This window comes from Enterobacteriaceae bacterium Kacie_13 (genome assembly GCA_013457415.1).
Classification (GTDB): Bacteria; Pseudomonadota; Gammaproteobacteria; order Enterobacterales; family Enterobacteriaceae; genus Rahnella.
The window spans coordinates 1,222,719-1,235,072 of the sequence record CP045665.1 but is presented as its reverse complement, the minus strand read 5'-3'; the positions used below and the strand labels follow the sequence as shown (position 1 = coordinate 1,235,072).

General features: G+C 51.2%; 10 protein-coding genes. 5 read left to right on the top strand and 5 right to left on the bottom strand.

Features of this window, described 5'->3' with window-relative positions; translation table 11 throughout:
• Window positions 1–20 precede the first annotated feature (20 nt).
• Window positions 21–194, top strand: a complete 174-nt coding sequence (locus tag GE278_05585; GenBank protein QLK60276.1) for a DUF2496 domain-containing protein — start codon at window positions 21–23, stop codon at window positions 192–194.
• Window positions 195–272: 78 nt separating this feature from the next.
• Here GE278_05585 and mscK read toward each other — a convergent pair whose 3' ends face one another.
• Both mscK and acrR read right to left on the bottom strand, forming a co-directional pair.
• Complete coding sequence (gene mscK, locus GE278_05580; GenBank protein ID QLK60275.1) at window positions 273–3,668, bottom strand: mechanosensitive channel MscK; 3,396 nt, start codon at window positions 3,666–3,668, stop codon at window positions 273–275.
• Window positions 3,669–3,834: 166 nt separating this feature from the next.
• Window positions 3,835–4,482 (bottom strand): multidrug efflux transporter transcriptional repressor AcrR, encoded by a 648-nt coding sequence (acrR, locus tag GE278_05575; GenBank protein ID QLK60274.1) that lies wholly within the window; start codon window positions 4,480–4,482, stop codon window positions 3,835–3,837.
• Between the two features lie 141 nt (window positions 4,483–4,623).
• Between acrR and GE278_05570 the strand changes: the two genes are divergently transcribed.
• The 4 genes from GE278_05570 to rpmJ all read left to right on the top strand — a co-directional run bounded on the left by GE278_05570 (window position 4,624) and on the right by rpmJ (window position 9,506).
• A complete protein-coding gene (locus GE278_05570; protein QLK60273.1) occupies window positions 4,624–5,799 on the top strand; it encodes an efflux RND transporter periplasmic adaptor subunit in 1,176 nt (391 codons plus the stop codon).
• A gap of 16 nt (window positions 5,800–5,815) precedes the next feature.
• Window positions 5,816–8,968, top strand: a complete 3,153-nt coding sequence (locus GE278_05565; protein ID QLK60272.1) for an efflux RND transporter permease subunit — start codon at window positions 5,816–5,818, stop codon at window positions 8,966–8,968.
• Window positions 8,969–9,089: 121 nt separating this feature from the next.
• On the top strand, window positions 9,090–9,344 hold the full coding sequence (locus tag GE278_05560; GenBank protein ID QLK60271.1) for a type B 50S ribosomal protein L31: 255 nt from the start codon (window positions 9,090–9,092) through the stop codon (window positions 9,342–9,344).
• 21 nt (window positions 9,345–9,365) lie between these two features.
• Window positions 9,366–9,506: a 50S ribosomal protein L36 gene (rpmJ, locus tag GE278_05555; GenBank protein QLK60270.1), complete on the top strand. Its 141-nt coding sequence runs from the start codon at window positions 9,366–9,368 to the stop codon at window positions 9,504–9,506.
• A gap of 127 nt (window positions 9,507–9,633) precedes the next feature.
• Here the strand turns inward: rpmJ and GE278_05550 are convergent, their stop codons facing one another.
• From GE278_05550 to GE278_05540, 3 genes are read right to left on the bottom strand one after another with little or no spacing between them, the layout of a single operon-like run.
• A complete protein-coding gene (locus GE278_05550) occupies window positions 9,634–10,512 on the bottom strand; it encodes a metal ABC transporter substrate-binding protein (protein ID QLK63207.1) in 879 nt (292 codons plus the stop codon).
• A 44-nt stretch (window positions 10,513–10,556) separates the two neighbouring features.
• On the bottom strand, window positions 10,557–11,414 hold the full coding sequence (locus tag GE278_05545) for a metal ABC transporter permease (GenBank protein ID QLK60269.1): 858 nt from the start codon (window positions 11,412–11,414) through the stop codon (window positions 10,557–10,559).
• Window positions 11,411–12,172 (bottom strand): ATP-binding cassette domain-containing protein, encoded by a 762-nt coding sequence (locus GE278_05540; GenBank protein QLK60268.1) that lies wholly within the window; start codon window positions 12,170–12,172, stop codon window positions 11,411–11,413. The genes GE278_05545 and GE278_05540 overlap by 4 nt, the downstream gene beginning before the upstream one ends.
• Window positions 12,173–12,354: the final 182 nt, after the last annotated feature.

Genomic DNA, 12,354 nt, shown 5'->3' with positions numbered 1-12,354 from the left:
TAATTATAATGTTGGCCAATATGTCAGTAGAAAATGCGCCTCCCGAACTTCAGCTTGCTGTTGATCTGATTTACCTGCTCGAATGCAACGAGATTGCGCCTGAAACCGCCCTTGCCGCACTGGAAATTGTGCAGCGCGATTATCAGGAAAAGCTGAAGAGCAGCAAAAGTTCGCTTTCCATCAGTTATCTGTAAGCTCACCAGCCTGGGTTAGTGGCTGCCGGAGGAAATATCAGGGGATTTCATCGCTTTCCCCTGATGTGGAAACCACTCTCAGCCCAGCGTCACCGCATCCGGTTCATCTCCTGGCTGTCTCAGCACCCGCTTCACTTCCTGAACTTCGCTTCCGTCCTGATTATGCAGATACACTTCCAGCTGATTAAAGGCAATGTTGATGTCGTTCTCGCGGCAGAGTTTATCGATGCTGCGGTTGAGTTCATCGACGGTGTAACTGCGGTCTCCCAGCTCGCGAACATACACACGCAGTTCGTGATCCAGCGTGCTTGCGCCAAAATTAAGGAAGAAGACCAGCGGCGACGGATCGTTCATGACCCGTGGATTTTCATGCGCTGCCTGCAATAAAATCTCTTTCACTTTGTCGAGATCTGAACCGTATGCCACGCCAATTTTAATCAGCACACGAGTCACGGTATCGGTCAGCGACCAGTTAATCAGCCGCTCGGTCACGAAAGCTTTATTAGGAATGATCACTTCTTTGCGATCGAAATCGGTGATGGTCGTGGCGCGAATGCGGATGCGGCTGACCGTACCGGAGAATGAGCCGATGGTAACGGTATCGCCGATTCGCACCGGCCGCTCAAACAGGATAATCAGACCCGACACGAAGTTGGCGAAGATCTCCTGCAAGCCGAACCCCAGCCCGACCGACAGCGCCGCCACAAGCCACTGAAGTTTATCCCATGAAACGCCCAGCGATCCGAGCGCGGTCACGGCTCCGATCACTGTAATCGAATAGGTGAGGATGGTGGTGATCGCATACGACGTTCCCTGCCGCAGTTGCAACCGCGAGAGAACCACGACTTCCAGCAATCCCGGTAGGTTACGCGTGAGCACATAGGCCACGATCACCGCCAGAAAGCCGAGCAGTAAATTCCCAAGCGTAACGGTTTGCTGCGTCACCGTGCCCGCGACTGTTCCGGAATAATGCCATAACGAAATGCTGTCGAGATAAGAAATCACCGTCAGCAAATCCGACCAAATCCAGTAGAACACCGTTGCGAAGATAAAGAACAGCACCATGGTGGTCAGGCGCAGCGACTGCTGGTTAATCTGATCCAGCCCCAGCGGCGGCTCTTCAACTGGCTCACTGCCTTCCACGCCATCTTTAGTGACCGCCGTCTGACGTCGTGCCAGCGCACGCCGGTAGGCCAGACGACGGGCCGCCACGCTCAGTCCGCGCAGCGCAGTAAGATAGGTGATATTCCAGAAAATAAGCAGATACAGGCTGTCTATCCAGCGCCCGGCCAGCCGCAGGGTAGTGTAGAAGTAACCCGTCACCATCAGGCCAATCAGAAATACCGGCGCCAGCGCGATGGCAGTAACCACCACCAGACGAATATTGTGCGAATCTTTTTCGCGCCAGCCATCGCGCGCAATCGGGAAAACCAGCACAGTCAGTGCGGTGAGTGTCAATAAAATCACCACCTGCCCGATAATGTCATCCACCAGCCCGAGCGGCGCTTTTTCGCCACGCACTGACCAGAAGATCAGCGGCAGCATCACCAGACTCAGGCGGATCACCGAGCGCCGGTAATGCGCACAGGTGGTCGCCGGTGTATTGAAGTGGCGTTCGTTGATACCGCCCGGTTTAAGAATACGGTAGCAGAATCCCATCACCAGTTGGAAAACGGCCAGCCGCTGAGACAGTGTCCATAAAAAGTCGCTGAGCTCGATATCACACTGCGAGAACCAGTAGCCAACACCCAGCATCAGCAAGACACCCGGCAGAACGTTGAGCACCATCAGCAACAGAGCCTGCGGCGTGTGCAGCTGGCTGTCGCGCTTGAGCTGTCCGACGTCGTTACTCAGGCTTTCAATCCGCTCATTAATGTATTTTTTGCGCCACATCAGCAGCAAAATCACCATCAGCAGTGGCACAGTCACCGGCAGGGAGTGAATCGCCCCGAGCATCAGTTCGCCGCGCGGAAGATTAATACTCAGGCTGCTCAGCTGGCTTTTGACGTCATCGGGCAGGGATTTAATAAAATCCCAGTTCATCGGTTTATTACTGCTTACCCAGAAAATCTGCTGGGTCAACGTTTCCGTCAGCGACTGATTGATGCTCTGCAACTGCTGCTGGTTGATCTGCAGATTGATCGCCAGAGACAGCTGATTACCCAGCTGTTTATTCAGCTGATCGAGCAGCTCCCGGCGCATATCCACAATTTGATCCAGTGCGTCGCTGATATCATCATTAATGGTTTCTTTGCTGTTAGTCACCACGCCCTGAATGTAGCTGTCACCCTGAAATAACGCATCGCGCTGCTGGTTGATAGTGAATTGCTCAAGGCGTAAATCCGCAATGCGCGCGCTCATGTCGGTGATCAGACCGGATGGCGGAATAGTGTTTTGCTGTTGCTGGTACAAAATGCGTGACAGCAACAGGCTGCCTTTGAGCACGGTGATCTGTTCTTTAAGATCATGCTCCGACTGCGCCGAGCGATCTAACCAGTTTTTGACCGTGATGTTTTTCTGCACCAGCTGATTGCCCTCTTCGGTGGCGGCGATCAGGCGTTCACTCAGCTTGCGGTTGATCCCCAGTTCCTGCGCCACCAGCGGGTCATTCTGAATATTGGAGGTATCGTCTGGAGTCTGCGCTTCTTTTGCCGTGCGCTCAGAGAGGATCAGGCGTTTACCATTCACCACTTCCTGCAATAACTGGGCGGTGTGCTCCAGCTGATTAATATGGGCGTTGGTATAATCACGCTGCTTTTGCAGTAAATCTTGCAACGTGGTGTTGGCTTCCAGGCTTTTGCGTTGTAAATCGATTTGTGCGTTCAGCAACGCTTGCTGGGTCACCAGCGTGGTTTGCTGAGTGTTACGTAAATCCTGCTGCCCCGGCGACATCCCGTTGAGCTCATTGCGGATTTTCTGGATACCCAGCGAATAGGTATACATCGCGTTCTGGACCCGTTCCGGCTGGGTTTGTAGCGAAATTAACTGCGTATTGAACGTCGAGAGATCTTCCTGTGAGGACTGAAGATCGTCGAGGGTATCGTTGAGGCGGTTTTCCAGCTGACGCAGAGAAAGCGCGGAAAGCTGGGCTTTATTGACGTCATCTTTAGTGCTGTTTTTCAGCTGTTCGAGTCCGTCTATTGCCGCACGCAATTTCTGTGGCGCTTCGGTAACCTGCTGATGCAGCTGCGTGGCGTCCTGCTTCACGCGATCGAGCGCGTCAAGGTACTCCATCGTATGGATTAAATCCTGCTGCGACAATTTATCGACTGGCGTGAGGTTTTTCTGCCGGTTAAAGGTATCGAGCTGGTTTTGCACTTCGTTGCGGGTCGGGACATCGTTACTGCCCGCATGAGAAGGAAGAGAGATAAGTAAAAGTGCGAGGCATATCACGAGTATATAAATTCGTAATATCCCATTTTTTTTCAGGGTTAACATGTTGTCAGAAGGTACGGCCAGAAACCGGTTAAACATACGTGAGCTTCAACTCATTTACCGAATGAATAGTATGGTGACGACAATAGCAGCCTTCCGGCTTAAAGAAAGAGGAAAAGCGTTTCTGAATACAACATGAGATCGCTTAATTTATCCACACAACGCCCCATAAACATTGCAGGCTTATTGTTTTTATCTGGGAATATTATTGATACTTTGGCGCGGCAGAAAGGAAGGGAGAATGGCGGAGCATATCGATGTAAGTGTCAACAAACTTCCCGGCATTGGCTTCTAAATCAAAGCTTTCTGGAATGAATAACCAGTTTTCCATCAGGCCGGTCAGGTAGGCGCGCAGAATAATAGCGGCCTGACGGGTATCGAGAGTGGCGGGCAATTGTTTTTCTTGAATACATCGCAGCAGAATACGCTCGATTTTCCCGTACCCTTCCATATATAGCGATTTTCGCGCTTCATGGACGGATGTCATCTCCCCAACAAATTCACATTTATGGAATATAATCTCCATCAGTGCCTTACGTTGAGTATCAGTGACCGTGGAAACAAGAATGTAAATTAAGATTTCACGTAAAATACGCAGTGGATTATTAGGAAACTTTGTCTGATACTCTACTTCGAGCACTTTTACCCGGGATTCATAGGCTTCCCAGATCGCATTAAAAAGTTCTACTTTGTTTCGGAAATGCCAATAAATTGCGCCCCGCGTCACACCGGCTGCATTTGCAATATCAGTCAGTGATGTCGACGATACCCCACGGGCCGAAAACTCTCGTACAGCAGCATCCAGTATCTGCTGTCTGGTTTCCAGCGCCTGTGATTTGGTTTTTCGTGCCATAGGTTTATCTTTCAGGGGAGTTTGATTTACATACATTCTTGAATGTATGTAACATAGCACGCAGATACTATAAGCGCAGCAATGGATTTGGAATGTTGTGATCCATTGGACAATTTGAAATCGGACACTTGAGGTTTATTTATGAACAAAAACAGAGGGTTAACGCCTCTGGCGGTAGTTCTGATGCTATCCGGAAGCTTAGCACTTACAGGATGTAACGATAAAGAAGCTCAACAAGGTGCGCCACATGCTCCGCAGGTTGGCGTCGTTACCCTGAAAACTGAACCGCTGAATGTGACTACCGAACTTCCTGGTCGTACTGCTGCTTTCCGCATCGCTGAAGTACGTCCGCAGGTTGGCGGCATCATTCTAAAACGCAACTTCGTTGAAGGCAGCGAAATCAAAGCAGGGACCTCTTTATATCAAATTGATCCAGCCACTTATCAGGCCGCGTATGACAGCGCTAAAGGCGATCTGGTAAAAGCTCAGGCCAACGCACAGATTTCCCGCGTGACTGTGAATCGCTACAAACCTCTGCTCGGCACTAACTACATCAGTAAGCAGGATTACGACACCGCTGTCGCTACCGCAGCGCAAGCTGATGCTGCCGTAGTGAGTTCGAAAGCTGCCGTTGAATCAGCTCGTATCAATCTCGCTTACACCAAAGTCACCTCTCCTATCAGCGGACGTATTGGTATTTCGTCTGTCACTGAAGGTGCGCTGGTGTCGAACGGTCAGGCCACTGCATTGGCAACTGTCCAACAACTCGATCCTATCTACGTTGACGTGACTCAGTCGAGTAACGACTTCCTGCGTCTGAAGCAGGAACTGGCTGACGGTTCCCTGAAACAAGCCAACGGCAAAGCGCAAGTCAAACTACTGATGGACAACGGTAAAGAATATTCACAGGCGGGTACATTAGAATTCTCTGATGTGACGGTTGATGAAACCACCGGCTCTATTACGTTACGTGCCATCTTCCCGAATCCAAATGACTCACTGCTGCCAGGGATGTTTGTGCGCGCACGTCTGGATGAAGGGGTTAATAACAACGCTCTGCTGGTTCCTCAACAAGGTATCACTCGTAACCCACGCGGTGATGCAACAGCTATGGTAGTTGGCGCTGACAATAAAGTTGAGCTTCGCACTGTCACCACAACGCAGGCTATTGGCGACAAATGGGTCGTGACCGATGGCCTGAAAAGTGGCGATAAAGTCATCGTGACAGGTCTGCAAAAAATTAAGCCCGGCGTACAGGTTACTGCACAGGAAGTTGATCAAAAAGCAGCTGCATCCGATACAGCGACGAAGTCTTAATAGGAGCCGGTAATTCATGGCTAAGTTTTTTATAGATCGTCCCATCTTTGCATGGGTGATCGCCATCATCATCATGTTGGCAGGGGCATTGGCAATTCTTAAATTGCCTATCGCACAGTATCCAACGGTTGCGCCACCGGCTATCCAGCTGACCGCAACTTATCCGGGTGCGGATGCGCAAACGGTGCAGGATACGGTGACCCAGGTTATCGAACAGAACATGAACGGTATTGACAACATGATGTACATGTCGTCGACCAGTGACTCTTCAGGTACTGTCCAGATTACCCTCACATTTGCTTCCGGTACTGATGCAGATATTGCACAGGTTCAGGTTCAGAACAAATTGCAGCTGGCAACACCGTTGCTGCCGCAGGAAGTTCAGCAACAAGGTATCTCCGTTGAGAAATCGAGCAGCAGCTTCCTGATGGTCGCGGGCTTTATCTCTAATAACGGGACCATGACGCAGGATGATATCGCCGACTACGTGGGGTCTAACATTAAAGACCCGGTCAGCCGTACTTCAGGTGTGGGTGACGTTCAGCTGTTTGGTGCCCAGTACGCAATGCGTATCTGGATGGATCCGAACAAACTGAACAACTTCCAGCTGACGCCGGTTGATGTCATCAACGCGATTAAAGTCCAGAACAACCAGATTGCCGCAGGTCAGCTCGGTGGTACACCGCCGGTGCCTGGTCAGCAACTGAACTCCTCTATCGTGGCGCAGACCCGTCTGAAGTCCGCTGATGAGTTCGGCAAAATCATTCTGAAAGTGAATCAGGACGGCTCTCAGGTACGTCTGAAAGACGTGGCAAAAATTGAATTGGGTGGTGAAAACTATGATGTTATCGCCCGCTTCAACGGACAACCGGCATCAGGTTTGGGTATCAAACTGGCTACCGGTGCGAACGCCCTTGATACGGCGTCATCAGTAAAAGCAACACTGGCTAAACTTCAACCGTTCTTCCCTGCGGGCTTAGAAGTTGTTTATCCGTATGACACCACACCGTTCGTTAAAATCTCGATTAAAGAAGTAGGTAAAACGCTGTTCGAGGCCATCGTCCTTGTATTCCTGGTGATGTTCTTGTTCCTGCAAAACTTCCGCGCGACGCTGATTCCGACGATCGCCGTTCCGGTAGTATTGCTCGGTACGTTTGCCGTGCTTTCTGCGTTTGGCTATTCGATAAACACCTTAACGATGTTCGGGATGGTGCTCGCGATAGGCTTGCTCGTCGATGACGCCATCGTCGTCGTCGAGAACGTAGAACGCGTGATGGTCGAAGACGGCCTGCCACCCAAAGAAGCCACTAAGAAATCCATGGAACAGATCCAGGGTGCTCTGGTGGGTATTGCGATGGTGCTGTCCGCAGTATTCATCCCAATGGCCTTCTTCGGCGGCTCAACCGGTGTTATCTACCGTCAGTTCTCCATCACCATCGTCTCTGCCATGGTGCTGTCGGTGCTGGTGGCGATGATCCTGACGCCTGCCCTGTGTGCGACCATGTTGAAGCCGGTTGCCAAAGGTGAGCATCACGAGAAGAAAGGCTTCTTCGGCTGGTTTAACAAGAAATTTGAGCAAAGTACGCACCACTACACCGACAGCGTAGGCAATATTCTGCGCAGCACCGGTCGTTATCTGGTGATTTACTTGCTGATCGTTGTTGGTATGGCATTCCTGTTTATCCGCCTGCCTACCTCCTTCCTGCCAGAAGAAGACCAGGGTGTATTCCTGACCATGGCGCAGTTGCCTGCAGGTGCAACCCAGGAACGTACGCAGAAAGTGCTCGATGAAGTCAGCAACTACTACCTGACTAAAGAAAAAGCCAACGTGAACTCTGTGTTTACCGTTAACGGCTTTGGCTTTGCGGGTCGTGGCCAGAACACCGGTATCGCCTTCGTCAGTCTGAAAGACTGGTCTGAACGTAGCGGCGCTGAAAACAAAGTCCCTGCGATTGCAGGCCGTGCAATGGGCGCGTTCAGTACCATCAAAGATGCACTGGTGTTCCCGTTCAACTTACCGGCCATTGTGGAGTTGGGTACGGCAACGGGCTTTGACTTCCAGCTGATTGACCAGGCAAACCTTGGGCATGACAAACTGACGCAGGCGCGTAACCAGTTACTGGGCATGATTGCTCAGCATCCAGACTTGCTGACTCAGGTACGTCCAAACGGTCTGGAAGATACGCCACAGTTCAAAATCGAAATTGATCAGGAAAAAGCGACCGCCCTTGGCGTGTCTATTTCTGACATCAACACCACCTTGGGTGCATCGATTGGTGGTAGCTACGTCAATGACTTCATCGACCGTGGTCGCGTGAAGAAAGTGTACGTGCAGGCTGAAAACAAGTATCGCATGTTGCCTTCCGACATCAACAATCTGTATGTCCGCGGCAGCGCGGGTCAGATGGTGCCGTTCTCCGCGTTCTCCACCGCGAAATGGGAATACGGTTCACCGCGTCTGGAGCGTTATAACGGTCTGCCATCGATGGAAATCCTGGGTCAGCCAGCACCGGGCAAGAGTAGCGGTGATGCGATGGCGATGATGGAGTCTCTGGCTTCCAAACTCCCAAGCGGCATCGGCTATGACTGGACGGGTCTGTCTTACCAGGAACGTTTGTCAGGTAACCAGGCTCCGGCTCTGTATGCCATCTCACTGATCGTGGTCTTCCTGTGTCTAGCCGCATTGTACGAGAGCTGGTCGATACCGTTCTCCGTCATGCTGGTTGTGCCACTCGGGGTTGTCGGTGCGCTTCTGGCGGCAACGATGCGCGGTCTGAGTAACGACGTTTACTTCCAGGTGGGTCTGTTAACCACCATCGGACTGTCAGCGAAAAACGCCATATTGATTGTCGAATTTGCCAAAGACCTGATGGATAAAGAAGGTAAAGGGCTGATTGAATCGACGCTGGAAGCAGTCCGTATGCGTCTGCGTCCGATTCTGATGACCTCACTGGCCTTCATCCTCGGTGTTATGCCGCTGGTTATCAGTTCCGGTGCAGGCTCAGGTTCTCAGAACGCCGTAGGTACCGGTGTTATGGGCGGGATGATCACTGCTACGCTGTTGGCGATCTTCTTTGTTCCGGTCTTCTTCGTGGTGGTTCGTCGCCGCTTCGGTAAGAAGAACGAGGATATTGAACACACGCATAAAGTAGAGCATCCGACGTTATAACCGGATCCCCTACCCTGACGAAAGGCCGCTGATGCGGCCTTTTTTTTCGTCTAAACCTTGAACATAAATTGAGATAGGTGCATAATTATTGTTATAGTATAACATAGCATTTAGAGGCATTATGAAACCTACTATCCATCCTGCTTATCGCACCGTCGTGTTTCACGACACCAGCGCTAACGAATACTTTAAAGTCGGTTCCACAATTTCCACAGACCGCACCATTGAACTGCAAGGTGTGACCTTTCCTTACCTCACCATTGAAGTGTCTTCGGCCTCACATCCGTATTACACCGGCAAACAGAAAGAGTACTCAAAAGAAGGCAGCACCGCGCGCTTCAACCAGCGTTTCGGCAGCTTCCTCGGTAAGAAATAAACAGCATCAGGGAGATGTAGTATGCAGGTTCTGAGTTCATTACGTTCGGCGAAAAAACGCCATCCGGATTGCCGCGTTGTCCGCCGTAAAGGCCGGATCTATGTGATTTGCAAAAGTAATCCGCGCTTTAAAGCCGTTCAGGGGAAGAAGAAAAAACGTTAAGTGAGTTTAATTGATTGAGTTGCTGTGGCACAAAAACAAAAACCCCGTCGCTTGCCCGACGGGTTTTTTTTATATGCTAAGACATGATGTAAACCTCCCCACAGCGGTGCCATGAGGAGGGGAAATCTTATTTCATACTGGCGACAATCGTCTCGACGTTATGTTTAAACGCTTTTATGTATGTCGTTGCCGGGCCCTGCGGACCTGATAAAGCTTCCGGATACAACTCTCCACCAGGCTGCGCGCCACTGGCTGCAGCAATCTGCTTCACCAGGCGTGGATCGGTCTGATTCTCGATGAAGTAGGTTTTTACCTTCTGTTCTTTAATCTGCTTAATCAGTGATGCCACACCGCTCGCGCTGGCTTCCGCTTCGGTAGAGAAACCAACCGGAGCCATAAAGCTCACATGATATTCCTGACCGAAATAGCCAAATGCATCATGGCTGGTCAGTACTTTACGTTTCGACTGAGGAATACCAGTGAACTCGGTTTTCGCCCACGCATCCAATTTTTGCAGCTGCTCAATGTAAGCCGTGCCGCGCTGACGGAAATAATCAGCATCTTCCGGATCCGCTTTAATCAACGCATTCATCACATTGGTCGCGTAAATCACCCCGTTAGCCATACTGTTCCACGCATGCGGATCGGTAATTTGCTTGCCGTCTTCTTCCATTTTGCGTGAGTTAACGCCTTGCGATGCCGTTACCAGATGCCCTTTATAACCGGACGCACTAACCAGACGATCGATCCAACCTTCCAATCCTAAACCGCTGACGAATACGACATCAGAGGCGTTAATCGCTTTGCTATCCTTGGGTGAAGGTTCGAAACTGTGCGGATCGCCGTCCGGCCCGACCAGGGTGGTCACCTTGACGTGCTCGCCACCGACTTCCTGAACGATATCACCGAGAATAGAAAAGCTGGCTACCGCGTCTACGGTTTTCGCCATCGCCAATGGGCTCGACAGCAGGGCAGCTACTGCGAGTGATACAGGTAATACTTTCATCATGTCCCCTTAATTTTTGGTGCTACTTTTCATTGTGTTACTGCTTAAGAGCGCGAGGCGGTTAACATCCCGCCACGCTTTCCAAATAAAACTGAAATAAAGAAAATAACCGTCGCGCTGAGCACAATCGCCGGGCCTGCCGGCAGTGAAGCGTAATACGACCAAATCAGCCCGACGACGCTGGAAATCACCCCGATAATCATCGCGCTCAATAGCGTGTGCGGTAAATCGCGTGCCCAAAAACGCGCACTGGCCGCAGGCAGCATCATCAATCCGACAGACATCAGCGTGCCAAGGATCTGGAAACCGGCGACCAGATTAAGCACCACCAGCGCCAGGAAAATACCGTGGATCGCCGCCAGCCATTTACTGGCACTCACACGAAGAAAGAGTGAGTCAAAAGATTCGATCACCAGCGCGCGATAGATGCAGGCCAGCACCAGCAACGACACGCTGCTGATGATCCCGACCATGATCATCGCAGAAGAATCGATTGCGAGAATGGAGCCAAATAAAACATGCAGTAGATCGACGCTTGAACCTCGCAGCGAAACTAGCGTAACGCCCAGCGCGAGTGAGCCAAGGTAGAAACCGGCGAAGCTTGCGTCTTCTTTCAATTGCGTTTTGCGACTCACCAGCCCTGACAGCATGGCCACCGCCAGCCCGGCGATAAACCCGCCAATCCCCATCGCCACCAATGACATACCTGAAATCAGATAGCCTATTGCAGCCCCCGGTAAAACGGCGTGAGAGAGCGCATCACCAACCAGACTCATCCGCCTTAACAGGAGAAAGACGCCTAAAGGTGTCGCGCTTATCGATAATGCAATGCAGGCGATCAGCGCGCGGCGCATAAAACCAAATTCAATAAAGGGGTCGGCCAGCAAATGGAAAAGCATCATGAGTTGGCGACTCCCGCCACGAGAGAAAAAGGTTCAGACGAAACGCAGGCATGCGCGGGATGAGGAAAATGGCTCAGAACATCGTTCGCACTTCCCCACAGATTTTGTTGACCACTGAGATAAAGCACATCGGAGAAATGCCGGGAAACCATTGAAATATCATGCAACACCGCAATGACGGTCTTGCCTTCCCGATGCCATTGCGCGATGACCTTAAGGAGCAATTCGGTCGTCTGGCTGTCGATGCCGGTAAATGGCTCATCGAGCATGATGAGCGGAGCCTGCTGCACCAGCAAACGTGCGAATAACGTGCGCTGTAACTGTCCGCCAGAAAGCGAGCCCACTGGAAAACTCGCCATCTCCGTCATCCCTACGGTCTCCAGCGCCTGTTCCACATTTATCGTTGACTGGCGGTTAATCCCGCCAAATAAGCCACTCTGCGGCCAGCATCCCATCGTCACGATATCGAGCACGCTGATAGGGAAACTGCGATCCAGTTCTGCCTGCTGCGGTAAATACGCCAAACGTGGACGCCTGCCCCGACTGAATGTGATGTCACCAGCGACGGCCTGCTGCAGGCCCGCCAGTGTTTTTAGAAACGTCGATTTCCCAGCGCCGTTGGCACCAATCACCGCCGTTAATGAACCAGGCAAAAAGCGGCCACAGAGCGGCATAGTCACCGCGCGACGGTCATAGCCGACTTCGACATTGTTAACAAAAATCATGGTAGTGAAATCGCCCAGTAAATCGCGGCCCAAAGAACAGCGAGTGCGGTCAGTACGCCGATACAGCGTGCTGGCGAAGAAATCGTAAAGAGTGTTTTGGTCATAACCCCTCCAAATGGTTATAATATAACATCACATAGTTTTTTATCAATGCATGAACTGTTTCAGTTTCTTAACAGCATCAGACAGCGCCAAAAAATGTCAGAAAAGGGTAA